Annotated in this window: 21 protein-coding genes; 11 read left to right on the top strand and 10 right to left on the bottom strand. The window is 42.2% G+C overall.

The annotated features are described in order from the left end of the window. Nucleotides 1–98 precede the first annotated feature (98 nt). Both G4P69_RS03480 and G4P69_RS03475 read left to right on the top strand, forming a co-directional pair. Nucleotides 99–6728: a HAMP domain-containing protein gene (locus tag G4P69_RS03480; RefSeq protein WP_208341458.1), complete on the top strand. Its 6630-nt coding sequence runs from the start codon at nt 99–101 to the stop codon at nt 6726–6728. 157 nt (nt 6729–6885) lie between these two features. Next, on the top strand, nt 6886–7587 hold the full coding sequence (locus tag G4P69_RS03475; protein WP_208341457.1) for a Uma2 family endonuclease: 702 nt from the start codon (nt 6886–6888) through the stop codon (nt 7585–7587). A 39-nt stretch (nt 7588–7626) separates the two neighbouring features. On the opposite strand, the gene G4P69_RS03470 is transcribed toward G4P69_RS03475, so the two are convergent. Continuing rightward, on the bottom strand, nt 7627–8235 hold the full coding sequence (locus G4P69_RS03470) for a hypothetical protein (protein WP_208341456.1): 609 nt from the start codon (nt 8233–8235) through the stop codon (nt 7627–7629). Between the two features lie 136 nt (nt 8236–8371). Between G4P69_RS03470 and G4P69_RS03465 the strand changes: the two genes are divergently transcribed. Beyond that, nucleotides 8372–8833 carry a hypothetical protein gene (locus G4P69_RS03465; protein ID WP_208341481.1) on the top strand — a complete coding sequence of 154 codons (462 nt, stop codon included), beginning with the start codon at nt 8372–8374 and terminating at the stop codon, nt 8831–8833. A gap of 63 nt (nt 8834–8896) precedes the next feature. On the opposite strand, the gene G4P69_RS03460 is transcribed toward G4P69_RS03465, so the two are convergent. The 3 genes from G4P69_RS03460 to upp all read right to left on the bottom strand — a co-directional run bounded on the left by G4P69_RS03460 (nt 8897) and on the right by upp (nt 10367). Continuing rightward, entirely contained in the window at nt 8897–9157 is a 261-nt protein-coding gene (locus G4P69_RS03460; RefSeq protein WP_208341455.1) for a YggT family protein, read from the bottom strand. 131 nt (nt 9158–9288) lie between these two features. Continuing rightward, a complete protein-coding gene (locus G4P69_RS03455) occupies nt 9289–9642 on the bottom strand; it encodes a hypothetical protein (RefSeq protein WP_208341454.1) in 354 nt (117 codons plus the stop codon). Nucleotides 9643–9716: 74 nt separating this feature from the next. Beyond that, entirely contained in the window at nt 9717–10367 is a 651-nt protein-coding gene (gene upp / locus G4P69_RS03450) for a uracil phosphoribosyltransferase (protein ID WP_208341453.1), read from the bottom strand. A gap of 440 nt (nt 10368–10807) precedes the next feature. Here upp and crtH point away from each other — a divergent pair, with 440 nt between their 5' ends. Then, nucleotides 10808–12331 carry a carotenoid isomerase gene (crtH, locus tag G4P69_RS03445; protein WP_243902358.1) on the top strand — a complete coding sequence of 508 codons (1524 nt, stop codon included), beginning with the start codon at nt 10808–10810 and terminating at the stop codon, nt 12329–12331. Between the two features lie 85 nt (nt 12332–12416). On the opposite strand, the gene G4P69_RS03440 is transcribed toward crtH, so the two are convergent. Beyond that, entirely contained in the window at nt 12417–12668 is a 252-nt protein-coding gene (locus G4P69_RS03440) for a hypothetical protein (RefSeq protein ID WP_208348490.1), read from the bottom strand. Between the two features lie 21 nt (nt 12669–12689). Next, nucleotides 12690–13283, bottom strand: a complete 594-nt coding sequence (locus G4P69_RS03435) for a hypothetical protein (RefSeq protein WP_208348486.1) — start codon at nt 13281–13283, stop codon at nt 12690–12692. A 235-nt stretch (nt 13284–13518) separates the two neighbouring features. Between G4P69_RS03435 and G4P69_RS03430 the strand changes: the two genes are divergently transcribed. After that, entirely contained in the window at nt 13519–13734 is a 216-nt protein-coding gene (locus G4P69_RS03430) for a hypothetical protein (RefSeq protein WP_208344426.1), read from the top strand. 202 nt (nt 13735–13936) lie between these two features. On the opposite strand, the gene G4P69_RS03425 is transcribed toward G4P69_RS03430, so the two are convergent. Both G4P69_RS03425 and G4P69_RS03420 read right to left on the bottom strand, forming a co-directional pair. Further along, entirely contained in the window at nt 13937–16138 is a 2202-nt protein-coding gene (locus G4P69_RS03425; RefSeq protein WP_208344427.1) for an O-linked N-acetylglucosamine transferase, SPINDLY family protein, read from the bottom strand. Between the two features lie 173 nt (nt 16139–16311). Further along, on the bottom strand, nt 16312–16854 hold the full coding sequence (locus tag G4P69_RS03420) for a type IV pilin-like G/H family protein (RefSeq protein ID WP_208344428.1): 543 nt from the start codon (nt 16852–16854) through the stop codon (nt 16312–16314). 243 nt (nt 16855–17097) lie between these two features. On the opposite strand from G4P69_RS03420, the gene trxB reads away from it, so the two are divergent. The 5 genes from trxB to G4P69_RS03395 all read left to right on the top strand — a co-directional run bounded on the left by trxB (nt 17098) and on the right by G4P69_RS03395 (nt 21507). Next, the gene (gene trxB / locus G4P69_RS03415) at nt 17098–18474 is read left to right on the top strand and encodes a thioredoxin-disulfide reductase (protein ID WP_208344429.1); all 1377 of its coding nucleotides are present in this window, start codon (nt 17098–17100) and stop codon (nt 18472–18474) included. 103 nt (nt 18475–18577) lie between these two features. Beyond that, nucleotides 18578–19474 (top strand): ABC transporter permease, encoded by an 897-nt coding sequence (locus tag G4P69_RS03410; RefSeq protein ID WP_208344430.1) that lies wholly within the window; start codon nt 18578–18580, stop codon nt 19472–19474. A gap of 121 nt (nt 19475–19595) precedes the next feature. Next, a complete protein-coding gene (locus tag G4P69_RS03405; protein WP_208344431.1) occupies nt 19596–19796 on the top strand; it encodes a hypothetical protein in 201 nt (66 codons plus the stop codon). Between the two features lie 71 nt (nt 19797–19867). Then, nucleotides 19868–20761, top strand: coding sequence for an ROK family protein (locus tag G4P69_RS03400; RefSeq protein WP_208344432.1), 894 nt, complete (start codon nt 19868–19870; stop codon nt 20759–20761). A 296-nt stretch (nt 20762–21057) separates the two neighbouring features. Continuing rightward, entirely contained in the window at nt 21058–21507 is a 450-nt protein-coding gene (locus G4P69_RS03395; protein WP_208344433.1) for a DUF6918 family protein, read from the top strand. Nucleotides 21508–21544: 37 nt separating this feature from the next. Here the strand turns inward: G4P69_RS03395 and G4P69_RS03390 are convergent, their stop codons facing one another. Next, nucleotides 21545–21961, bottom strand: coding sequence for a hypothetical protein (locus tag G4P69_RS03390; RefSeq protein WP_208344434.1), 417 nt, complete (start codon nt 21959–21961; stop codon nt 21545–21547). Nucleotides 21962–22020: 59 nt separating this feature from the next. Then, nucleotides 22021–23658 (bottom strand): CTP synthase, encoded by a 1638-nt coding sequence (locus G4P69_RS03385; RefSeq protein WP_208348483.1) that lies wholly within the window; start codon nt 23656–23658, stop codon nt 22021–22023. 115 nt (nt 23659–23773) lie between these two features. Here G4P69_RS03385 and G4P69_RS03380 point away from each other — a divergent pair, with 115 nt between their 5' ends. Continuing rightward, nucleotides 23774–25579 carry an N-acetylmuramoyl-L-alanine amidase gene (locus G4P69_RS03380; RefSeq protein ID WP_208348467.1) on the top strand — a complete coding sequence of 602 codons (1806 nt, stop codon included), beginning with the start codon at nt 23774–23776 and terminating at the stop codon, nt 25577–25579. Nucleotides 25580–25622 lie beyond the last annotated feature (43 nt).

The raw sequence follows: 25622 nt of genomic DNA, 5'->3' as shown, positions 1-25622 counted from the left end.
AATCTTTATCCATATAGTCCGTCAACCATCTTCAGATAGATGCTTTGAGTGGGGTAAAAGCTGTATTACGAAATAACAACTGCCCCCTGGATGAAGCAATGTCAACTGCGCACTTAACTAAAGATACAGATTACCTAGACCCACAGCAGCTATTAAAGACCTTGGTAGCGGTGAAAAAAGGGAACTTTTCGGTGCGTATGCCCATAGATCGGACTGGTATCACCGGGAAAATTGCCGATACCCTCAATGATATTATTGAGATCAATGAAAGAATGGCGGCGGAATTAGACAGGATTAGCACAGTTGTAGGTAAGGAAGGTAAAATAACCCAACGTGCTTCCCTGGGTAATGTTAGCGGGTCGTGGTCAGCTTGTGTTGATTCTGTTAATACCCTGATCACCGACCTCGTTCAACCAACGGCGGAAACGGCTCGCGTCATTCGCTCTGTAGCAAATGGGGATTTATCTCAGACTATCGCTCTGGAAATAGAAGGTAGACCGCTAAAGGGAGAGTTTCTGCAAACAGCCAAAATTGTGAATACAATGGTGACTCAGCTAGGCTCGTTTGCTTCTGAGGTGACACGGGTAGCGCGAGAGGTAGGCACAGAGGGAAAGCTGGGTGTCCAGGCAGAAGTGAAAGGGGTAGCTGGTACCTGGAAGGATTTAACTGACAATGTTAACTTAATGGCCGGTAACCTAACTGGTCAGGTACGTAATATTGCGGAAGTCGCAACAGCGATCGCCAATGGTGATCTATCCAAGAAAATTACTGTCGATGTGAAAGGGGAGATCCTGGATCTTAAGAACACTGTTAACACAATGGTGGATCAACTCAATTCCTTTGCGTCTGAAGTAACGCGGGTAGCACGAGAAGTAGGCACAGAAGGAAAGTTGGGTGTTCAAGCAGAAGTAAAAGGTGTAGCAGGTACTTGGAAGGATTTAACTGACAACGTTAACTTAATGGCTGGTAATTTAACAGCCCAAGTACGTAATATTGCTGAAGTAACGACAGCAGTGGCAATGGGTGATCTGTCTAAGCAGATCACTGTCGATGTGAAAGGTGAGATTCTCGAGCTGAAGAACACTGTTAATATCATGGTGGGTCAGCTTAACTCTTTTGCATCTGAAGTGACGAGAGTCGCAAGAGAGGTAGGAGAAGACGGAAAGTTAGGGGGTCAAGCAGAAGTTAAAGGGGTTGCTGGCACCTGGAAAGATTTAACTGATAGTGTTAATTTCATGGCGGGTAGCTTGACTGCCCAAGTACGTAATATTGCGGTTGTCACCACAGCCGTAGCAACTGGTGATCTGTCAAAGAAAATCACTGTTGATGTTAAAGGCGAGATTTTAGAACTGAAAAACACCATAAACACGATGGTGGATCAGCTTAATTCCTTTGCTTCGGAAGTAACGCGAGTCGCTAGAGAAGTGGGAAGTGAAGGAAAACTAGGCGCACAAGCAGAAGTCAAGGGAGTGGCAGGCACCTGGAAAGATCTCACTGATAGTGTGAATATGATGGCAGGGAATCTGACAGGGCAGGTGCGCAATATTGCAGAAGTTGCTACTGCGATCGCTAATGGTGACTTGTCGAAGAAAATTACTGTAGAAGTCAAAGGCGAAATTTTGGAGTTGAAAAACACCATAAATGTGATGGTGGATCAACTAAATTCCTTTGCAAGCGAGGTTACTAGGGTCGCAAGAGAGGTAGGATCTGAAGGCAAGTTAGGTGGTCAAGCAGATGTTCGCGGGGTAGCAGGGACTTGGAAAGATCTCACCGATAGTGTGAATATGATGGCAGGGAACCTTACAGGTCAAGTGCGCAATATAGCAGAAGTTGCTACTGCGATCGCTAATGGTGACTTGTCGAAGAAAATTACTGTAGAAGTTAAAGGCGAAATTTTGGAGTTGAAAAACACCATAAACGTGATGGTGGATCAACTAAATTCCTTTGCTTCTGAGGTAACACGGGTTGCAAGAGAGGTAGGATCTGAAGGTAAGTTAGGCGGTCAAGCAGATGTTAGAGGTGTAGCAGGTACCTGGAAAGACTTAACTGAATCAGTTAACTTTATGGCGGGTAGCTTGACTGCCCAAGTACGGAATATTGCTGAAGTCACTACCGCCGTAGCCAATGGGGATCTATCCAAGAAAATTACTGTCGATGTGAAAGGTGAGATTTTAGAGTTGAAAAATACCATAAATATTATGGTGGATCAGCTCAATTCCTTTGCTTCTGAAGTGACGAGAGTCGCTAGAGAGGTGGGTAGCGAAGGGAAATTAGGCGTCCAGGCTGAAGTCAGGGGTGTGGCAGGTACTTGGAAAGACTTAACTGACAGCGTTAACTCAATGGCAGGAAATTTAACAGCCCAAGTACGTAATATTGCTGAAGTGACAACGGCAGTTGCTAAAGGAGATTTGTCGAAGAAAATCACCGTTGACGTTAAAGGTGAGATTTTGGCGCTGAAAAACACCATAAATATCATGGTGGATCAATTAAATTCCTTTGCTTCTGAGGTGACGCGAGTAGCTAGAGAGGTTGGGACAGAAGGAAAGTTAGGTGTCCAAGCAGAAGTCAGGGGTGTAGCAGGGACTTGGAAGGATTTAACTGATAATGTTAATTTAATGGCTGGGAATCTCACGGCACAAGTCCGCAACATTGCAGAGGTTGCTACGGCGATCGCTAAAGGAGATTTGTCGAAGAAGATCACTGTTGACGTTAAAGGTGAAATTCTGGAGTTGAAAAACACCATAAATGTGATGGTAGATCAACTCAGTTCCTTTGCTTCTGAAGTGACTAAAGTTGCAAGAGAAGTGGGAAGTGAAGGTAAGTTGGGTGTACAAGCTGATGTCAAAGATGTAGCAGGTACCTGGAAAGATCTAACTGAATCAGTGAACTTCATGGCAGGTAGCTTGACGGCTCAAGTGCGTAATATTGCAGAAGTTACCACAGCGGTTGCGAATGGAGATCTATCTAAGAAAATTACTGTCGATGTTAAGGGCGAGATTTTAGAACTGAAAAACACCATAAATACGATGGTGGATCAGCTTAACTCTTTTGCTAGTGAAGTTACGCGGGTAGCACGAGAGGTGGGAACTGAAGGAAAATTGGGCGTCCAAGCTTTTGTCAGGGGTGTAGGCGGAACTTGGAAGGATCTAACTGACAATGTCAATTCAATGGCAGGTAATTTGACTGCTCAGGTACGCAATATTGCCGAAGTGACAAAAGCCGTTGCAAATGGGGATTTGTCGAAGAAAATTACTGTTGATGTTAAAGGCGAGATTTTAGAGTTGAAAAACACCATAAACGTCATGGTGGATCAGCTTAGCTCGTTTGCATCTGAAGTTACACGGGTAGCACGTGAAGTAGGGACTGAAGGAAAATTGGGTGGTCAAGCTCAGGTTAGGGGCGTAGCAGGAACTTGGAAGGATTTGACTGACAATGTTAACTCGATGGCAAGTAACTTGACGGCACAAGTGCGGGGCATTGCTGTGGTGGTTACAGCAGTTGCAAAAGGTGAGTTGAAACGCAAACTCATGCTAGAGGCAAAAGGAGAAATTCAAACCTTAGCAGATACGATCAATGAAATGATCGACACTCTAGCAACTTTTGCTGAACAAGTAACCACTGTAGCGCGTGAAGTGGGAATTGAAGGTCAGTTGGGTGGACAAGCTAGAGTTCCTGGTGCATCAGGAACATGGAGAGATTTAACAGATAACGTTAACGAACTGGCGGCGAATTTAACAACCCAAGTGAGGGCGATCGCAGAAGTGGCGATCGCTGTCACTAACGGAGATTTGACACGTTCCATAGCCGTTGAAGCTCAAGGCGAGGTAGCAGTACTGAAAGACAATATCAACCAAATGATTGCTAATCTGAGGGAAACTACTCAGAAAAACACCGAGCAAGACTGGTTGAAAACGAACTTAGCAAAGTTTACTCGTATGCTACAGGGGCAGCGAGACTTGGAAACTGTATCCAAACTGATTTTATCTGAGTTAGCGCCTTTAGTTTCAGCACAACACGGTGTCTTTTTCTTGATGGAATCTAATGAAAATCAAGATCCGCTCTTGAAGCTTTTGAGTACCTATGCTTATCGTGAGCGAAAGCATCTTGCTAATCGTTTTCATTTAGGTGAAGGACTCGTAGGACAATGTGCTTTAGAAAAAGAAAGGATTTTACTGACTCAAGTACCAGAAGATTATATTAAAATCAGTTCTGGTCTTGGGGAAGCTACCCCACTAAACGCTGTTGTTTTACCTGTGTTGTTTGAGGGTCAAGTGACAGCGGTGATTGAATTAGCTTCTTTCCATAAGTTTAGTGATATTCATCTGTCATTTTTCGATCAACTGACTGAAAGTATTGCGATTGTTTTGAATACAATTGCTGCCAGTATGCGTACAGAAGAGTTGCTTAAGCAGTCACAATCCTTGGCAGAAGAACTACAAAGTCAGCAAAATGAACTTAGAGAAACTAATCAGCGCTTAGAACTCCAAGCCCAATCCCTAAAAGCATCAGAAGAATTACTTAAGCAACAACAAGACCAATTGCGGCAAACTAACGATGAACTGGAACAACGCTCTCAGTTGTTAGCCAAGCAAAATCAGGAAGTTGAGCAGAAGAATCAGGAGATTGAACTTGCTCGCCAGTCTCTAGAGGACAAAGCTGCACAGTTAGCCTTGACTTCCAAGTATAAATCGCAGTTTTTAGCTAATATGTCTCATGAACTGCGGACACCGCTCAACAGTTTGCTGCTCTTGGCTAAGTTGTTTGCTGATAATACTGATAACAACTTGACATCTCGCCAAGTTGAATACGGTCGTACAATTTATTCAGCAGGCACTGATCTTTTAGCACTAATAAACGATATTCTTGACCTTTCCAAGATTGAATCTGGCACCATGTCAGTGAACTTCAGCCAGATCAGGTTCACAGAAGTCGCCTCTCATGTTGAGGGTAACTTCCGTCAAATTGCTCAAACTAAAGGGCTTAATTTCACCATCGAATTAGATAGAAACTTGCCTTTGACCCTCTATTCTGATGTGAAACGCTTACAACAAGTGCTGAAAAATTTGCTAGCTAACGCTTTTAAATTTACTGAGTCTGGCGAGGTTCGTTTACGAATCTTTGTAGCAAGGCAAGGGTGGAATCCTGAAAACGAGCAACTTAATCGCGCCAATACTGTTATTGCTTTCGCTGTAAGTGATACAGGGATTGGGATTGCTGTTGAAAAGCAGAAAATCATTTTTGAAGCCTTTCAACAAGCTGATGGCACAACTAGTCGTAAATATGGTGGTACAGGTTTAGGGTTGTCGATCAGTCGTGAAATTGCTCAACTCCTTGGTGGAGAAATTCAACTAGCCAGTACTATAGGTCAAGGAAGTACTTTTACCCTCTACCTACCACAAAACTCCTCCCCAGGACATGGAACTATACCCGAGACGACTGCTTTAGTATCGCTAGCACCTGAGCAGGTTAGCACGATCGCACCCCAATATTCTTTCACTACTTTTGTGAGTAGTGAAAATAACACTGCTCCAGCACATGAAGAAGGTAAACGGCTGCTTCTAATCGTGGAAGATGATGCTAGATTTGCACAAATACTCTTAGATATGTCGCGCCACCAGGGTTTCAATGGCACAGTTGCCCACAATGGAAGTATGGGTTTGTCTATAGCACGTCAGCTCATGCCGGATGCTATTATGCTGGACATCCGCTTGCCTCTCATGGATGGTTGGACAGTACTAGATCGCTTAAAGCACGACCCTAAGACGCGTCACATACCAGTTTATCTTGTCTCTGTGGAGCTAGGGGGGCAGCGTGGTCTTAAGTTAGGAGCGCTTGCCTATCTACAAAAACCTGTAGAGAACGAGGTTTTGACTAAGGCTCTTACAGATCTTAAAGGTTTTGTTGAGCGTCAAGTGAAGCACTTGCTAGTAGTAGCACACGACGAGGCTCAATGCCATAGGATTGTAGAATTAGTTGGCAACAGTGATGTGAGTACAATTGCAGTTAGCAGTGGAGCAGATGCACTTGTCGCACTGAGATCAGAACACTTTGATTGCCTTGTGCTTAGTTTACCGCTTCCTGATCTCAACGAATTTAAACTGCTTGAAGACATTCAGCAAGAAGTTGCAAAGCAAGATCATGGATCTCTACCTATTATTCTTTATACCGATCACGAGCTAACACAAGCAGAAGAAACTCACTTAAAGCAACTATCTGAGACGAGTCTTGTTAAAAATGTGCGATCGCCAGAGCGTCTCTTGGCAGAAACAGTTTTGTATTTGCATCGAGTTTCTAGCAATCTCACTGAATCGCAGCGACAGACGCTAGAAAGGCTCTATCTAACAGAGCCCTCCCTTAGTGGTAAAAAAGTTTTGATTGTGGACGACGATATACGTAACATCTTTGCCCTCACCAGCACTCTAGAGCGTCACGAGATGGAAGTTCTGTATGCCGAGAATGGCGCTGATGGTATTGTAATGCTACAAAATAACCCAGATATTGATGTTGTACTCATGGATATCATGATGCCGGGAATGGACGGCTACGAAGCCATACGTACTATTCGCCAGATAAGCCAATTTGCCTTGTTGCCAATTTTTGCACTTACAGCTAAAGCAATGCCAGGCGATCGCGAACTGTGTTTAGCAGCAGGGGCTTCTAATTACGTTGCTAAACCTGTAGACGTTGAGGAATTGCTCTCGCTATTGCGTGTTTACTTATCCCAATAAAACATTCAAATTGCAGCAATTTTTACCCAAATGAACCACACCGTTTGTAAGGGCGCAATGCCTTGCGCCCCTACAACTATCTGGTAATTGCTGTAATATCCCACAGCGACAGCGCTAAAATAAACTTAATACAAACAAAAATGCTGTATCCTAAGCCATGTCCCCAGTCAAGGAATTAGATACTTCCCCTAATATTCCAGAAGATGTTATCTTTCCTCCAAGCGATTTATATAGCGACGAACCTCCCTTGGAAACCGAATTACATCTACGGCAAATAATCCTACTCTTCAAATGTCTGGAATGGTTATGGCGAGACAGGACTGATTTCTACGCTGCTGGTAATCTTACTATTTATTACAGCCTGAACAAACACAAATCACAAGACTTCCGAGGACCAGATTTTTTCGTTGTGCTGGACACCGAACGTAAAACTCGTAAAAGTTGGGTGGTTTGGGAAGAAGACGGCAAATATCCAAACTTCATTCTAGAAATTCTTTCTGAATCAACCGCTAATACTGATAAAGAATTTAAGAAAAAACTTTACCAAAACACTTTTCGCACACCAGATTATTTTTGGTTTGATCCATCTACCTTAGAATTTGCAGGTTTTCATTTACTAGATGGCAAATATCAACCTTTAGAAGCAAATAGTCAAGGGCATTTGTGGAGTCAACAGCTAGATTTATACTTGGGTATTCATCAGGGTTTATTGCGATTTTTCGCACCATCAGGAGAGTTAGTTCCTACACCGGAAGAAGAGGCTGAATTTGAACGTCAGCAGAAAGAATTAGCAATCAATAAAGCAGAAAGATTGGCGGCTAAATTGCGGGAGTTAAATATTGACCCTGATACAATTTAGCGCATTTCTGATTAACTTTCCTGGTGAAAAATGCAGGGTTTAATTTTTTGCTCTGCGCCAATTATACTGATTCCATTCGTAGATTCCTTGAATTTCATATTCGGCACCTGTTTCAAAACGGATGATGCAGTTGGTTGAGGAGTAATCGTCGTTGTTAATTTCATTAAGGTGAATTACTGTACAAACAAACCATTCGGGTTGACACGGACCATTTTCTTGTACCCATTCCCATAGAGCGCTGCAGACTTCTATGCGATCGCCTACCTTAAGCTTGGGTACATTCTGTGTCAAGAACTTATCAAAGTGATATGTCTCAAGGCGGGAAAGCCACTGCAAACCATATTGCTTGCGAATAAATTGCACCGCTCCCGTTTCATTTTGCTGGAACCAGTCATTAAGTAACTGCGCTTTCCATGAGGAGTTTTGTTCCTCTTGCGCTTTAACGAACTGTAAAAAAGCTTCCAATTCTTCTAATGTCAGTTCGTCTAGAGGGTTGTCAACATCCGACAATCCTAAATTAGACTGATCCTTGATTCGCTCGACTACTTCCAGTAGTATGTCTTTCTGCGTATCAGTGAGAGGGCAGCTAGCTGCATCACAACGAAAAAAGGCTGCTTGCAGGGCTACTTCAATCTCATCTGGACTCATAAGTTATATAGCAATTTAGGAGTTTATCCTCTAATTATTACAAAAGTTAAAAACAAGTGTTCTACCCTCTTGAGGATTAATTTCGAGGTATGCTGGGGTGAAAACGTATTTATTAGACTCATTCAATATGCTTTCTATGCGATCTGCCAAGGGCAGCAGCGATTCTCTATCGCGCTCACTAAAGATTATTGTTGTTTCCTGTGTTATCGGGGTTTTAATGTGGATATCAACTACCCCTGCTGTAGCGTTAACACAAATTAAATTATCTAATCTTTCATATAAGGAATGCTCACCAGAACTGGCAAAAGGAGCCGTTACTAGCGGTGGTACAACAATGGCTGCTAACTGCTTTATTGTCACTGGTAAAGCTCAAAATGCTACTAACAAAACTGTCTATGATGCGGATATTTTCGGGCGCATTTATGATGCTAATAACGACTCAGTGATGCAAAACCGCACTCGCCTAGGTTCTATTAGTGAAGTACCACCAGGAATCAGTGATTTTGAATTGAGAATTTCTGTCCCTGCTAATCAGCCTACTCCATTAAAGCTAAAGCAGTTTAAAGCAGCAGGATTTAGCGCTCAAATCCGTAAATGATTGTTGACGGTTGACGGTTGACGGTTAACAGTTAACCGTCAACCGTCGGCATATAAGCCAATGTTACGCTAACCCGGCTAACCCGCTACTTACAATATTAAGTAACAGGAAAGCCAAAATTGGTGAAAAATCTATCCCGCCTAATGGGGGAATTATGGAACGGAATAAATTTAAGTAAGGATCAGTAATCTGGGCAAGAGCTGCAAATGGTTGATTGTACCAGTTGATTGTAGGGAACCATGTTAAGAGAACCCGGATAATCAGCAGAGTACTATAGATTTGGATGAAAGTAGTAAGTGTGGTAACTAGTAAATGTAAATCCATAAATGAACAGTTTCCTAACTAAGTGCCAAAAGGGTTCTTATTATTGATTTTAGTTGAGCATTGCTCAGGGTGCATGCACATAGAGCTATTACATGTTCAGGGGTGACTCACTAGATAACCACCCTTCATGGCTAATCACGCAAGGAGGAGCTTTCATTACTTTCCTGACCAGAATTGCTATTGACATTGCCCAGTTGCTGCCTAACTTCATCTATTGTGGCATTGAGCTGGGCAATTTTATCTTCAAGCGATCGCCTCGCTATTTCCATTGCGACACCCTCAGTTTCAGCAGCCCTCATTTGACGCCTTTTCGAGATAGATGCTTTTTGAGCTTCTGGCGCGCTACCATTTATTTGACGCTCTTCTTCTGCTTCTATTTCTGGATCGCGCCGAGAAGCAGCAAGTGAGCCGATAATACCACCTACTACACTACCGAAAATTGCTCCAGCCAAAAAACCACTAGCAAAACCATCACGCTGACTCATATATCTACCACCTTCAACAATCGCTGCATCTTATTTGTTGTTAAGCCACTTTGTCTTCCTAGCTGCATCCTAGCTTAAGTCCCAAAGATGCGATCGCCTGCATCTCCTAATCCTGGTACAATAAACCCTTGATCATTGAGTCCTTCATCAATAGTAGCAGTGTAAACCATTAAACCTGGATAATCAGCGCTAAGTTTTTGTAAAGCTGGAGGAGCTGCGACTATAGAAACAATTCGTGTTAAAGATGGTTCAACACCACGATGTACCAATTCTGACATCGCTTTTAAAATAGAGCCTCCGGTTGCCAACATTGGATCGGTAACCAACACCCGTGTTTGGGGGTCAAATTTTTCAGGCAATTTGTTTAGGTAACACGAAGGTTGTAACGTGTTTTCATCTCGCTCTAAACCAAGATGGTAAATTGATGCCAAGGGCAATACTGTTTGTGCCCCTTCTAATAATCCCAATCCAGCACGCAGAATTGGCACTACTGCCACTGGTACATTTGAATTAATTACAGTTGCAGGACAGGAAGCCAAAGGACTTTGTACTGTTGTCTCTAGAGTGGGTAACCACTCCCGAGCAGCTTCATAAGTCAACCAGCGACCCAATTCTGTCACGGCAGAGCGAAATAGTACTGAAGGTGTGGAAGCATCACGGGCAACAGCCAGCCAATGCTTAATCAAGGGATGGGGTGGAACGTAAACACGCAGTTGTGGCACCATAGCCGAAAACGGGCTTTTTTCTAATGTAGAACAACTGAAACATCATGATACTCCTTCCTGCGTGCAGATGACAGATAAAATCGGTACTTTCAAAGCTTATTGAAAATAATTAGCGTTAACAGTTGACAGATATTCTCAATCAAAGTTATATTGTTGGTCAGTGTTCTCCTCTCTTTAAGGATCGGCAGACGGGATTGGTCGGCAGTAGCAGGCTTTTCCCTCTTTTTTTGGGCATGGGGCATGGGGAATTGGGTAATACCATTTGATTTAAAGGTTGATAAAAATAGGGAATGAGGAGCAATTATTTGTAACAGGTATTTCGTGAAATGGTATAAGAACTTTATCCCTATTCCTAAATTCTCTTTTCCTCTCACCATGCCCTATGCCCTATGCCCTATGCCCCATGCCCCATGCCCTATGCCCCATGCCCCATGCCCCTTATGCAAAAATTTGATGTGATTATCATTGGTAGCGGTATCGGTGGTTTAGTAACAGCAACTCAACTGGCGGCAAAAGGTGCTAAGGTGCTGGTACTAGAACGCTATCTAATTCCAGGTGGTAGTGCTGGATATTTTGAACGCCAAGGTTATCGATTTGATGTTGGGGCATCGATGATTTTTGGACTGGGACACGATGGCACCACTAATTTACTAACTCGTGCTTTAAGCGCTGTCAACGTCAGCCTAGAGACTATTCCCGATCCAGTACAGATCCATTACCATCTGCCTAATGGCTTAAACCTTAAGGTTTATCGAGCCTATGAAAAGTTTTTGGATGCTCTTACGGCCTATTTTCCTCACGAAAGTCGGGGAATTCGCTCATTTTATGATGAGTGCTGGAAGGTTTTTAACTGTCTTAACAGCATGGATTTGCTGTCATTAGAAGAACCTCGTTACTTAATGCGGGTATTTCTACAACACCCTTTAGCTTGCCTGGGTTTAGCGAAGTATCTACCTCAAAATGTTGGGCACTTGGCGCGCCGCTACATTCAAGATCCCCAGTTGTTAAAATTTATTGATATGGAATGTTATTGCTGGTCAGTAGTACCAGCTAACATGACACCTATGATTAATGCTGGAATGGTGTTTTCCGATAGACATTATGGAGGCGTGAACTATCCTAAAGGCGGGGTAGGGCAAATTGCTCAGAAACTAGTGGAAGGGCTTGTTGCAGCAGGAGGTAAGATTCAATATCGAGCCAGGGTCACAGAAATTCTTATAGAAGATGGAATAGCAGTTGGTGTTCTCTTGGCTGATAACCAAATCTATCGTGCTAAGCGCATAGTTTCTAATGCTACACGGTGGGATACATTTGAGAAATTATTAGTGCAACAAGAAATGCCTTTAAATGAGAAAAAATGGCAACAACGGTATGAGAAATCGCCTAGCTTTTTGAGTTTACATATGGGGGTAAAAGCGGAAGTCTTACCTAGGGGAACTGAGTGTCACCATATCTCATTAGAAGATTGGGAAAAAATGACAGCACCAGGAGGTACAATTTTTGTGTCGATACCCACATTACTGGATCCAGATTTAGCGCCTCCCGGGTATCACATTATTCACACGTTTACACCTCAGTGGTATGCTGATTGGCGATCGGCGAATAGCCGCTGCGCTCCGCAATCGCTTTCTCCAAGTGAGTACGAGGCGAAGAAGAAAGTGGCTGCATCAAGCATTATCAATCGCCTAGAAAAGATTTTTCCTGGTTTAAATGCAGGGTTGGATTGCTTGGAGGTAGGAACTCCACGAACACATCGCCGCTTTTTAGGTCGTCAGGATGGTACTTATGGTCCTATCCCTCGGCGTAAGTTGCACGGATTGTTAGGGATGCCGTTTAATAGAACTGCTATTAAGGGGCTTTATTGTGTGGGAGATAGTACCTTTCCCGGACAAGGTTTAAACGCGGTAGCTTTTTCTGGGTTTGCCTGTGCCCATCGTATCGCAGTTGATTTAGGATTTTCGTGATAGTCTTAAACAATCTCCAGAAAAAGTCTCGAACTTGTCCCCATTTCTCTAGAACAGCCAAATACTCCATCCTCTCCAATCGTTTTCACTCTTGGAGACTTTCTAGTAACTGTTTTTCCATTGCCAATAATGAAGTTAGCTGCTCTTCTAAATCTTGCTTACGTCTCTGTACTCTTTGTAGGCGCGCCATTTTAGCTTCCTTGCTGAAAAATTGGTCGAACAGAACATTTTTTTGTTCTTCTGTGAGGTTCCCTATGCATGGGTCTTGATCAATTTCATCAAGCGCACGCCATATTTCCAGTGCTTCTGGTGTTAGTGTAGTGTCAGTTTGGTTCATAGTCTTAATTTAAATAGGCTGTTAATCAAATGTCTGTGAGTCACGTCGCTGCTGTTGTCTACGTAAAAATTCTTCACAAGCAGCTTGTGTTAGTAGCATTTCTCCTGAGCCATCAGTATCTATAAATCCAATTTTACTGTAACGAGGTTTCGCACGTGGAATAGTAAACAACTTGACGACACCAGCAAATTGTTTTGATTGACTTTCCTTAACAATGAACTCGATTAAGGACGTTGGAGCACCTTTGCGCGTTTGCACCTGTGTTTTGTCAATAACGTTCCAAGGAGCATTGCAGATTGATTCAATAGCTATAGCTGGAAACCTCCTCCCTTCATCATATAGTTCAACGTCTTGAATTACAGCGATCGCTTGAACAATGCCTTGCTCATCTACCACACCTCTAAAGTCATTAATTGTGAATCCAAGTTCTGGTTGTGTAAGTAGATTGATTAAGAATTGTATCTTTGATATACAATCACCAAAGGAAGTATTGCGGACATTCTCTGTTTGACCTTCAAAATAGAGATATATGTACTCTTGTGATGATGATGCCCATCCATCTAAATGAAGTGCAAAATCTACTGATTGCCCTACTACATATCTAAAGCTGTTCATTATATATTTTTGGATTTAGCATTTTCATTGAAATAAGACGCGTAAATTTGGTAAATAGTCCTCGTGATATTAGATTAAACAAAAGCGCTGCCCTAAGAGCACGGGAGCGCACAAGTTGTCCAAACGGGGGCGATCGCATGAATGCTATATTTGTATTATAGTATGTAGATGTGTATATGTGTAAGTCTGTAAATATGTAGTACAATAAATTTGTAGATTAGATAGTGAGGTGTTTATGTATGTAGTTAAGAAAGTGCCAAGAGCTAAACGAGCACAAGCTGACAAATATGGTGAGACGAAGCAGCGCTATCAGATTATGCTGACTGAAACGGCATCCCTTGAGCTGGATCGAGTTTCTGAGAAGCTCTTAATCACCAGATCAGAACTAATTGAGCAGGTTATCAGGCAGGGACTTTTAGAAAAAGTTGTATTGTTGGAGGAGTCAGCATGACCACAACGGGCGGCGAGCTAATTAACCCATTGACATAGCCTTAATTCCGCTCATTGTAACGATCTCAGTAAGTTCGTCTTGTAGATTAGACACGAGTGTAATTGATTAGGGACATGATGGAGTTTGGAACATTGTTCGCGAATTTACACCCGAAACAGAGCGACGCGAAATACTGGACTGGTTCCATAGGCATGGAAAATCTCTATAAATGATTTTGCCACATCCCTTCGTATGCCTTCTCCATCTCGCGAGTAAACTGCTTAGCATTCCATAAAGGAGAAGTTTGTCTTGACTGTCGGAGTTGAATAGATATTTGCTGTCTTAAAGCTGCGTCTTTACCTAAACGCACACCCCACTCTAGATACTCTTCATCATTCCAAGCAATGCCTTCTGTAATACCAGCATTCATCATCATGGTATAACTATTACGGGCTGCAAATTGCTGCCCAACCTTGGTTACTATAGGTATACCCATCCAAAGTGTTTCTAATGTTGTCGTGGCTCCGTTATAGGGGTATGTATCTAATACCACATCGGCAATAGCTAAATTTGCTCTGTGAGTAGCTTCAGATGGATCTAAAGGTAAAAATCGCAGGCGATCGCTAGCCACTCCTTCTTCCTCTGCTACCCGCATAAAAAATTTCTGGATCGCGTCTGCGTCCCCTAACCCCTTAATCAAGAAATAGCTATTAGGAACTTCTTTAATAATTTTCATTTGCAGCCGCGCTGTATCTGGGTGACGCTTAAATCCTCTTTGAGCGCTGAGATAAATCACCGCATCACTGGGAATATCTAAAGTATCTCGTCTTAGCGTCGGTACACCCACCTCAAAACCATCTACCGCTATGTAAGTGTGGGGTAGTCTCCAAATTTTCTCCTTATAGTATTCCTGCGCCGATTCTGGTAAAACATAAGGATCAGCAATAAAGTAATCAACGGCTGGTATTCCAGAAGCATCCCAACCCAACCAGGTTGCTTGAACCGGTGCTGGTTTTAGTGCCATGATTTCACAAGCAATATCTAAGGTGATGCTATCAAGATCAATTAAAACGTCAATTTCATCTTTGTAAATTTGTTCAGCGATTTCGTCAGTACAAATGCCACCTTTATAAGCTTGAGTTACGTTCTGGAGATACCATTCTTGTACTGGATCAAATACTTGTTTGTAGTTAATGAAGTAGGCGTGAATTTGAAAGCGATCGCGATCGTGATGGCGAAAAATCCATCTTGCCAACCAGCCGACCGAATGATTAGATAGACAATGAGACAGATACCCAATCTTAAGAAGCTTTGTTCTCTTTCCTAAAGAGCGTTGTTTATATTGCTGAAATTTTTCAAGGGCATACTTTTCCACATTCATCTGGCAAAATTGAGCCAGTTGATTCTGCGTTTGTCTGTTTTTCTTAGGATCGTCTCTTAAATAAGGTGCAAAATAGTTGGAATTAAACAAACGAACAACTTTAATTGGTTCAATATCTATAAGTTGTTCTTGTACCAAAGATGTCAATAAAGATTCCTGCTCTAACAAAACCTTATAAGCTTCTTGCCAAGATTCAGCAATATCCATTAAGCCTTGCAACAGAAGGTACTTTGCAGATACACGATCAGCTAATGTTGGTGATAACTTATCGTACAATCTAGCTGTCTCTATTCCTTTAGAATAATTACCAGATCTTATATAAAAAACACCCAATGCTCGCAAAATTTCTATATTACTCGGGTCTAATCGTAAACCTAGTTCCATGAAACGTGCTGCAATTTTTGGTTGCGACATTGAATGGGCAACTTTGACCGCAGCTGGAATGAGTATCCTCATGAAAGTATTAAGGTCATCAATATGAGGAAGAGTTGCTTCCACAAATTCTAGAACTGACGGATGCAAAGGTGTTGTATAGAGAATACCCCTCAAAACTTGCAATAGCAGTTCAAAATCTACAATGGATTCTGACTGAATTAACTCAATCACACCAAAATTTTTTAGTTCATCACCAGTAAAAGTTTCTAGCTTTATAGCTAACTCAATTAGGTGGAATAAATTGTTGAGTTCTTGTGGTGCAATTTCTCGTATATGCTGACGAATTGCCCAAGCGACTGTATATTCTGCAAGCTGTTCTCTACGTTCTGCTTCGCTTTGCAAAATCTTCAACAATTCAACTGTCCACTGCTCAACTTGTTGGGCTTCTCCATCAGCCATGCCCATCATCCAAGTTACTTGTGCTTCTGCTTCTTGTCCCTGCAATAACAATATTAATCCTAAGTTCCAGTAGTGAGATTTCACTTCCGGTTCTGTTTCTATCGCTTGCTCATAATACTCAGCAGCTTGGCTATAGTCGCCTTTAATAAAAGATTGCTGGGCTTGCTGTTCTGTTAATATCACAGCAGGGTAAAGTTCCACAGAAGTCATAATTAAAGATTTCAAAAAGATTAGAATTACATTTGAGCTTGCACCTCAGATTGAAAAGATGATGGATTTAGTGCAAGCAATTTTATTAACAAAATTAAAAGCAAAATCGAAGTGGGTAGTATAAGCTACCCACTTCTATCAAGCTTTCAACTAAAACAGATATCGCTAAACTTTTACTTAGTCGTCAGCTGTTGAAAATTACTAGGACAAGCAGGTTGTAGTGGGGTACCAGAACCGGAGGGTGCTGTATTTGTTGAGCTAACACCAACGCTAGTAGCCTCACACAAAACAGCCAAAGTGGTTGCATCACTACTGCTATTTCCTAGTGTGGATAAAACGACGTTACCATGATAGGATTTAAGAGCAGCTTTCAAAGACTCTCCATTATTTGCAACCTGGGAAGAGCCAGAAGCAATTTCGTACTTGTAGTTTTCTGTTTGAGTTTTAATACCAATTCCTAGTTGATCTATTGAAGATCCAAACGAGGCATTTTCTAAGTAATAGGCTTGCTGGGAGCGATTGAGAGAACCAACGTACTGTTTAGCTTCTGATTGTTTACCTTTGTTAGCTTGGTTTAGGAAAGAGGGCAGAGCAATAGCAGATAGAATACCAATGATAATAATTACTACTAGTAATTCAATAAGGGTGAAACCTTGATCTTCTTGCTTTTTCTTAAGGATGTGTTGTAAAAACTTTGCTTTCAATTCAGTTTTCATATCTTTTTTCCTTGGAGGGATTAATTATTGATTGCTAGATGTAACTTACCCACTTTTGATCAGTTTCATATCATCCTCTAGAAAAAATTTTCTTACCTGGGATAGATTGCTTATTTTATCGATGAGGGATCCGGTGGATAGGGGTTAGTTGACTGAAAAAATTTACTTAACACTTGCGCTTAACTGAGATCGGTGACTATAATAGAACTAAGTCGTAGTCGTTATGAGTTTGTTTAAAGTTATATGACTAACTCAACAGTAGAAAACGTAGTGATTATAGGATCTGGACCAGCTGGATACACAGCTGCTATTTATGCAGGAAGGGCTAACCTGAAACCTGTTGTCTTTGAAGGGTTCCAAGCTGGGGGTCTACCTGGTGGGCAGTTGATGACAACGACGGAAGTAGAGAACTTTCCTGGGTTTCCTGAAGGAATTACTGGACCAGAACTAATGGATCGGATGAAGGCTCAAGCAGAGCGCTGGGGGGCTGAGTTATATACTGAAGATGTGATTGAAGTAGACTTAAGCCAGCGTCCTTTTACTGTTCGTTCAGAGGAACGGGAAGTTAAAACAAACACTGTTATCATTGCCACTGGTGCGACAGCTAAGCGCTTAGGGTTACCTAACGAACATGTATTCTGGAGTAGAGGAATTTCTGCCTGTGCAATCTGTGATGGTGCTACACCTATTTTCCACGGCGCAGAGTTAGCTGTGGTTGGTGGCGGAGACTCAGCCGCAGAGGAATCGATTTACCTCACCAAGTATGGTTCTAAGGTAAATATGCTGGTGCGAGGAGAAAAAATGCGGGCTTCTAAAGCTATGCAAGACCGTGTTTTGAGTAACCCAAAAATCCAAGTGCATTGGAATACAGAGCCAGTGGATATCTTTGGCAATGAAAAACACATGGATGGTGTGAAAGTTCGCAATACAAAAACTGGCGAAGAAAGCGAACTGCACGCTAAGGGTTTATTTTACGCTATTGGTCACAATCCCAATACATCTTTATTTAAAGGTCAACTAGAATTAGATGATGTGGGTTACATTGTTACCAAGCCTAATTCGCCAGAAACAAGCTTAGAAGGGGTTTTTGCTGCTGGTGACGTCCAGGATCATGAGTATCGTCAGGCAATTACAGCTGCTGGTAGCGGTTGTGCGGCGGCGATGTTAGCTGAACGCTGGTTATCATCTAGCGGTTTGATTCAAGAATTCCATCAAAAGCCGGAAACTCCAGATAATGAATTAAAGACTCCTCCAGCCGAGAAGAAAACTGATGAACAGCTTTCATCTGAATTTGATCTGAATGCGACGCGCCATTATGGGGGTTATGCTTTGCGCAAGCTCTTCCACGAAAGCGATCGCCCTCTTATCGTTAAGTACGTTTCTCCTGGATGTGGTCCTTGTCATACTTTAAAACCAATCTTAAACAAAGTGATAGATGAATTTGACGGCAAAGTTCACTTTGTTGAAATTGATATCGACAAAGACCGGGATATCGCTGAAAATGCTAATGTGACAGGAACACCAACAGTTCAATTATTCAAAAATAAAGAACTGTTGAAAGAACTTAAAGGCGTTAAAGGTAAGAGTGAGTACCGCCAGTTGATTGAGAGCAATCTATGAAGAGGGTGTAGGGCTAATTTTTGCCCTACACCTACACCCCACACCCTACCCCCTACACCCTATTTTTTGTAAAATCGTCAGCATATATTGCGTGTGAGCGCCCATGACCACTTTAAAAAGCCGAGAACGAAGATTTTTAAGTTTTCCCAAAAATCCCAACCTTTCGCAAAAACTGATGATTGCTGGGTTGCTTATTACCCTGTGTTTCATATTTTTGGCATTTTTTGCTCCTGCATTTCAGGCGTGGGGATGGATAAAAAATCCTACTGATTCCCTGATTAATCCTATTCATCAACCACCAACAGGCAACTATTGGTTTGGAACCAGTCGTCAAGGCTACGATGTATTCTCGCGCACACTGTTTGGGGCTCAAGCTGCATTGCAAGTGGTTTTGCTTGCCACATCGCTTAGTATGTTCATTGGTGTGCCTTTAGGGATGGTAAGTGGTTATCTGGGGGGTAGACTGGATAAGGTATTGCTGTTTCTTATGGATAGCATTTACACTTTACCCGGACTGCTACTTTCGGTAACGCTAGCATTTGTTGTGGGGCGTGGGATATTAAATGCGGCGATCGCCATCAGCATTGCTTATATTCCACAATATTATCGTGTTGTCCGTAACCACACAGTGAGCGTCAAAACTGAAGTTTTCATTGAAGCTGCACAAGCAATGGGTGCTAATACTTGGCAGGTGCTTTCGCGGTATTTGTTTTTCAATGTCATTCAAAGTGTACCTGTTTTGTTCACTCTTAATGCAGCGGATGCAATTTTGGTGCTAGGTGGTTTAGGATTTTTGGGCTTAGGACTTCCGGAAGAAGTACCAGAATGGGGGCATGATTTAAAACAAGCTTTGGATGCTTTACCCACGGGTGTTTGGTGGACTACTCTTTTTCCTGGTTTAGCCCTGACATTAATGGTAGTAGGGCTATCATTGCTAGGGGAAGGGTTAAATGAATTTGTCAATCCTCGGCTGCGAAGAGAAAATGGTCTGAGGAAATAGGGTGTGGGGTGTCGGGGGTACACCCAACACCCCACACCCTATATTTATGTAGATATAAGGACACCAATCTGGGTTTGGATCGTCTAAGATTTTGTTTGTTGTATTGTTTTAACACAAGAAAGTGAAAGATAATTTTTCCTTGATTGCTGCTGCCGCTGGTGGCTTTATGCTTTCTGTTGCCCTTTCTGGAGTCTTAAGGGGAACTCCTGTAGTATCTTGGCAAGGTCATTCTAGTTTACGTTCAACGATAATTGCTGATTCTCAACCTGCATCTACTCAGGTAAAGGGTGGGGAATTTTTTTCCAGAAAAAGTGATAACTGATGTGGTAATGGTATTGAGTAAGGACGCGCTGACTCATCCGTTACCACGTTTGTTATTCAAGAGGTGTGAAGGTGGAGAATTCTCAAGTAATCGGTATTGACTTAGGGGGAACAGCAATTAAACTAGGGCGTTTTGCATCTGATGGGACTTGTCTGTTAGCGTTAAGCGTACCGACTCCCCAACCCTCAACACCAGAGGCTGTTTTGGCGGCGATGGTAGAAGCGATCGCGGAAATTGACCCAGATCAACATGCGATCGCCATTGGTGTTGGCACTCCAGGTCCAGCAGATGCTCTGGGACGAATTGCTAAGGTTGCCATTAACCTGAAGGGATGGTATGATGTTCCTCTAGCAGACTGGTTAGAAGCAAAAACAAATCGTCGTACAATTTTAGCAAACGATGCGAATTGTGCAGGATTAGGAGAAGCTTGGCTCGGATCTGGTCGACGTTTTAAAAATCTCATCTTGCTAACTCTGGGAACTGGTGTTGGTGGGGCTGTTATTTTAGATGGTGAACTGTTCGTTGGGCATCAGGGATCTGCTGCGGAACTAGGATTGATTACCTTAAATCCCGATGGTCCAATATGTAATAGTGGGAATCGCGGATCTTTGGAGCAATATGTTTCAGTTACAGCAATTCGTCGGCGCACAGGAACTGATCCTGCTGAATTAGCTGTTCTGGCAAAAGCTGGAGACACAGGTGCTTTGAACTTTTGGCAAGAATATGGCAGAGATTTAGGGATTGGTTTGACTAGTTTAATTTATGTGTTGACGCCAGAAGCGATTATTATTGGTGGTGGCGTCAGTGCCAGTGCAGAGTTTTTCTTACCCTTTGTCAAGGCAGAGATTGAGCAACGGGTATTACCAACTTCTCGCATGGGTTTACAAATATTGGCAGCAGAACTAGGGAATTCTGCGGGAATAGTAGGTGCAGCCAAGTTAGCGTTTTCAAAATTACTGAGTTAGCAGCGCAAAGTCAAAAAAATATCATACTTTTTATGACTTTTTATGACCGCCATCACTAAAGAATTAACTTACATTATATTTACAAGCAAAAGGATAAAAAGCCCTGGTGTCGCGTCGGGGCTTTATTTTTTTAACTCATTTATCTGACTTTTCCACATGCCGCAAAAAGTCAGAACCTTGCATAAGTGCGAAACTTGTGGTAAAAAGTGTAGACTAAAGCTCAGTAGCTTTTATAGTTATTGTATTCTGCAAAACAAACAGAAGATTACGTACTTTAACGCTCAAGGAAGAATAAAATGGGACTTAGTGAAGGACTCTCCAACCCAACAAAAAAAGCTATGGTTGTAGATGATTGTTGTAAAATGATAGACGCGCAACTTGCTTCTAAACAAGGAATAAGTGGTATAGCCCTGAAAACTGCCTTTAATACCCTTAAAGGAATCAAGCCAGGATATATTTCTGATGTTGTTGAAACCCTTCTACCACAATGTTTAGATGCGATTGATCCTATTTGGTGTGAGGGTGTTCAGAATGGTGATCCTGTTGAGTATCTTGTTGAACATCGTTCTCGTACCGCTGAGGTATTACTCAGCGTCACTGATAATCTCGTAAAAGACTCGAAACGCAAAATTGCTCGGGCAACTTATAATCAGTTACGTGGTTCTGCCAAGCAGCACGTAGAAGCAGCAGTCCCAGATCTTGCTAAGGTAATTGAGAAGTACACCAAGACGGAGACTTACGTTTAAAAAAAATTATAGGGGTTCATCTATTGCCTGTTCTCTCTTACAAAAATCCTATAATATTTTGAATGTAATCCAGAACTTTTTGATAAGATTCTGGATTACTAACAGGATTGATAATAATAGGGATAGTACTATCGGGTAGCCAAAAAGTTATCCTACCGTTTGGCTCTTGGCAAAAAGAGCTAATACACTCGAGGTTGATAACATACTCATTTCTCTCATAAGAAATTTTCACCCAATAGCCTTTCTCTACTCCTAAACCCGTAATTTTTTCTATATATTCGGAAATTTTTTGATAATCTTCTAGGTTACTTTGGGGATTAATCACGACTGGAATGGCGCTATCGGGTAACCAAAATGTAATCCTGCCATTCTTTTCATAACAAAAAGCTGTGACACGCTCAAAATTGATTACATATTCATTTCTTTCATAGCTGATCTTTACCCAGTGCGCCACAAAATACCCTCCACGTTAAAAATTAAAAATTAGGTTGCTAATTTTTAATTTTTAAGGACTTAAAAAACTTCTACAGATGTGTGTATCCTAAAAGACGAGTGAGAACGGGCGATCGCAGCTTCAATAAACCCGATGAATAAAGGATGAGGTGTGCTGGGGCGCGATTGAAATTCTGGGTGAAATTGACAAGAAATAAAGAACGGATGGCTTGGTAATTCAATCATTTCTACTAACCGTCCATCGGGAGAAGTTCCACTGATCACATAACCAGATTCTAAAAACAGATTGCGGTAGGCGTTATTAAACTCATACCGATGACGATGTCGTTCGTAAATAACTTCTTCGTGATACAGTTGGAAAGCAAGAGTATTGGGAATAATACGACAAGGATAAAGTCCCAAACGCATTGTACCGCCTAAATCGACAACATCTTGTTGTTCTGGCAATAGGTTAATGACTGGGTTTTCTGTGTGGGGATTAAATTCAGCACTGTCAGAGTCTTTGAATCCTACGACATTCCTTCCCCATTCAATCACGGAGCATTGCATTCCCAAACATAAACCTAAGAAGGGGATTTGCTGCTCACGAGCATATGTGATGGCAGCAATTTTGCCATCCACTCCTCGAGAGCCAAAACCTCCAGGAACCAAGACGCCATCAACACCATCAAGATGGGTATCAATTTCGCTATTTTCCAATTCTTCGGAATTTACCCAACGTATGCGCAGTTCCCCGCTCATAGAAATGGCGGCATGACGCAGCGCTTCAACAACCGAAAGGTACGCATCACTTAACCGCACATATTTACCCACGATCGCAATTTCGACTGGATGCTTAGGACTATACATCCGATCTACCAAAGTTTGCCACTGCAGGAGATCTGGTTGTCGCTGCTCCATATTTAATAGCTCCAGCGCTTGCTGTGCTAATCCTTCTCGTTCCAAAATCAATGGAACTTCATAAATACTCTTAGCATCAATAGCAGGAATCACACATTCTGCTGGTACATCACAAAACTCTGATAATTTCTGTTTTAGTCCTGGTTGTAAAGCGCGATCGCACCGGCAAATTAAAATGTCTGGTTGAATCCCAATAGATCGCAGTTCCTTGACTGAATGTTGGGTTGGTTTAGTTTTCATCTCGCCAGCAGAAGCAATCCACGGTATCAATGTAACATGCATGTATAATACATTGTGCCGTCCTACTTCTTTGCGCAGTTGACGAATTGCTTCTAAAAATGGTAAGGATTCAATATCTCCAACCGTCCCACCTATTTCAGTGATAACAACATCAGAAATAGTATTTTTTGCTACTCTTGTAATACGCTCTTTAATTTCATTGGTGATGTGAGGAATGACTTGCACTGTACCACCATCATAATCGCCCCGCCGCTCTTTATTAATCACAGCTTGGTAGATTGAACCAGTTGTTACGCTGTTAAGTCTTGACATAGAGGTGTCAGTAAAGCGTTCGTAATGCCCTAAATCCAAATCTGTTTCCGCACCATCCTGGGTAACGAACACCTCCCCGTGTTGAAACGGACTCATTGTGCCTGGATCAACATTAATATAAGGGTCAAGCTTGAGAATCGACACTGAATAACCCCGGGACTTCAGCAGCCGCCCTAAACTTGCAGCCACAATTCCCTTCCCAATACTGGAAACCACACCGCCTGTGACAAATACAAACTTACTCATAGTATGTAGCAATTTTGGCAACTTTTAAAAAACATCCTGAAATTGTGCAACAGTAATAAAGAGTTAAGAATAACTCATAATAACTGATGTAAATTATTTTATTTTGAATTTTGATGTGCGGCCCATTTTAGGATTAGTATTATTAAGTAGTATACTTACCCCCTCCCTTGCTTTGGCGCAAGAGCAATCTCTCAAGATTATTTTTCCCAAAACAAACTACAAAACGACTGCTGATAGAATCTTTGTTCTTGGCACAGCGCCACCCCAAGGACAGCTTCTCATCAATGGTAATCCAATTACCCGCTCTCAGGCAGGTCATTTTGCACCAACCTTGCCATTACAGTTAGGAGAGAACCTTTTCACTGTTCAATACCAAAACCAACAAGTCCAAGTTAAAGTCATAAGAGCTTCTACTCAACCTGAAGTAAGCCAAGAATTAACTTTTGCTAAAGACTCTCTGACTCCAGCAACCAACATTGCCAGACTCCCAGGAGAACTGATTTGTTTTACGGCAGTCGCGAAGCTTCCTAAACAGGTTACCGCCTCCAACGCCAGTGTATCTGTAAAGATAGGAAATCAAACTCTTTCTCTTTTACCACAACCTCCACAAGCACAACTACCTGCAAACTCCGCCGCCCTAACTGGGCGAAATCAACCTTCTATTCAGTCTAGCGTAGGCAAGTACGAGGGTTGTACTACAGTGGGAACACCTGGGAATGTGGGACAACCTGAATTTCAACTTACAGGAAATGGCAAGACGATAACTCAGCTAGGTGCTGGTAAAATAGAAATTCTTCCACCCGCACAGTTGCAAGTTGTTGAAGTTACTACATCAGGTGTGGCTCGCACTGGCCCTAGTACAGATTATTCTAGACTTACACCCTTACCGCAAGGAACACGGGCATCAGTCACAGGTAGAGAAGGTGAATGGCTCCGCTTAGATTACGGTGCTTGGATCAATAGCAAAGAGACTCGTGTTATACCAGGTGCAATCCCACCACGAACAATTATCCGCAGCGTTGGATATCGTCGAACCCCGAGTGCAGCTCAGATAGTTTTCCCTCTGCAAGTTCCTGTACCTGTGAGTGTTCAACAAGGTGATAATACTTTCTCCCTCACTCTTTACAACACAACTGCCCAAACAGACATTATTGCCTTGGGTGATGACCCCCTCATTTATCGTCTAGATTGGCAGCAAGTGACTCCTGAACAGGTGAAATACACTTTTAACCTGAAAAAAAATCAACAGTGGGGATATAAGCTCAAATACGATGGAACAAGTTTAGTTTTATCCTTGCGTTACCCTCCAGCAACTACACGCCATAACAAACGCAAGCCTTTATCTGGTATTAAGATACTGATAGATCCTGGACACGGAGGTGCAGAATCTGGGGCGTCGGGACCAACTGGTTATCTTGAAAAAGATGTAAACTTAGCTGTATCCAAATTGCTGCGGGATGAGTTGGTGAAGCGAGGTGCTACAGTGGTGATGACGCGGGAAGACGATAAAGAAGTGTCGTTAGGCGATCGCGTGGCGATGATAAATCAGGAAGAACCAGCGATTTCAATTTCCATACATCACAACTCTTTACCTGATGATGGTAATGCGGAGAAAATCAAGGGTTTTTCATCCTATTGGTACAACACTCAAGCCCACAGCCTAGCATTGTTCTTGCATGATTACTTCATTAAAAAACTCAAAAGACCCGACTATGGCGTATTTTGGGATAACCTAGCCCTAACACGTCCAGAAAGCGCACCATCAGTTCTACTGGAAATAGGTTTTATGAGTAATCCTGAAGAATTTGAAGTGGTGACAAATCCTCAGGAGCAGAAAAAGGAAGCGCGTGCGATCGCCCAAGGAATTGTGGAATGGTTTAAGAAACAGAATTCAGGAGTCAGGAGTCAGGAGTCAGAATAAAAATCTATTCATACCAATTTTGTTTGAAGGCGCAGATTACTTT

This window comes from Aetokthonos hydrillicola CCALA 1050, from assembly GCF_017591665.1.
GTDB classification, from domain to species: domain Bacteria; phylum Cyanobacteriota; class Cyanobacteriia; order Cyanobacteriales; family Nostocaceae; genus Aetokthonos; species Aetokthonos hydrillicola.
This window is presented reverse-complemented; position numbering and strand designations above follow the sequence as displayed.

What these genes read in the sequence shown, in the direction of transcription:
- G4P69_RS03480 (WP_208341458.1), top strand. Translation starts at nt 99, where the DNA reads ATGTCAACTGCGCACTTAACTAAAGATACAGATTACCTAGACCCACAG.
- G4P69_RS03475 (WP_208341457.1), top strand. Translation starts at nt 6,886, where the DNA reads ATGTCCCCAGTCAAGGAATTAGATACTTCCCCTAATATTCCAGAAGAT.
- G4P69_RS03470 (WP_208341456.1), bottom strand. Translation starts at nt 8,235, where the DNA reads ATGAGTCCAGATGAGATTGAAGTAGCCCTGCAAGCAGCCTTTTTTCGT.
- G4P69_RS03465 (WP_208341481.1), top strand. Translation starts at nt 8,372, where the DNA reads ATGCGATCTGCCAAGGGCAGCAGCGATTCTCTATCGCGCTCACTAAAG.
- G4P69_RS03460 (WP_208341455.1), bottom strand. Translation starts at nt 9,157, where the DNA reads ATGGATTTACATTTACTAGTTACCACACTTACTACTTTCATCCAAATC.
- G4P69_RS03455 (WP_208341454.1), bottom strand. Translation starts at nt 9,642, where the DNA reads ATGAGTCAGCGTGATGGTTTTGCTAGTGGTTTTTTGGCTGGAGCAATT.
- upp (WP_208341453.1), bottom strand. Translation starts at nt 10,367, where the DNA reads ATGGTGCCACAACTGCGTGTTTACGTTCCACCCCATCCCTTGATTAAG.
- crtH (WP_243902358.1), top strand. Translation starts at nt 10,808, where the DNA reads ATGCAAAAATTTGATGTGATTATCATTGGTAGCGGTATCGGTGGTTTA.
- G4P69_RS03440 (WP_208348490.1), bottom strand. Translation starts at nt 12,668, where the DNA reads ATGAACCAAACTGACACTACACTAACACCAGAAGCACTGGAAATATGG.
- G4P69_RS03435 (WP_208348486.1), bottom strand. Translation starts at nt 13,283, where the DNA reads ATGAACAGCTTTAGATATGTAGTAGGGCAATCAGTAGATTTTGCACTT.
- G4P69_RS03430 (WP_208344426.1), top strand. Translation starts at nt 13,519, where the DNA reads ATGTATGTAGTTAAGAAAGTGCCAAGAGCTAAACGAGCACAAGCTGAC.
- G4P69_RS03425 (WP_208344427.1), bottom strand. Translation starts at nt 16,138, where the DNA reads ATGACTTCTGTGGAACTTTACCCTGCTGTGATATTAACAGAACAGCAA.
- G4P69_RS03420 (WP_208344428.1), bottom strand. Translation starts at nt 16,854, where the DNA reads ATGAAAACTGAATTGAAAGCAAAGTTTTTACAACACATCCTTAAGAAA.
- trxB (WP_208344429.1), top strand. Translation starts at nt 17,098, where the DNA reads ATGACTAACTCAACAGTAGAAAACGTAGTGATTATAGGATCTGGACCA.
- G4P69_RS03410 (WP_208344430.1), top strand. Translation starts at nt 18,578, where the DNA reads ATGACCACTTTAAAAAGCCGAGAACGAAGATTTTTAAGTTTTCCCAAA.
- G4P69_RS03395 (WP_208344433.1), top strand. Translation starts at nt 21,058, where the DNA reads ATGGGACTTAGTGAAGGACTCTCCAACCCAACAAAAAAAGCTATGGTT.
- G4P69_RS03385 (WP_208348483.1), bottom strand. Translation starts at nt 23,658, where the DNA reads ATGAGTAAGTTTGTATTTGTCACAGGCGGTGTGGTTTCCAGTATTGGG.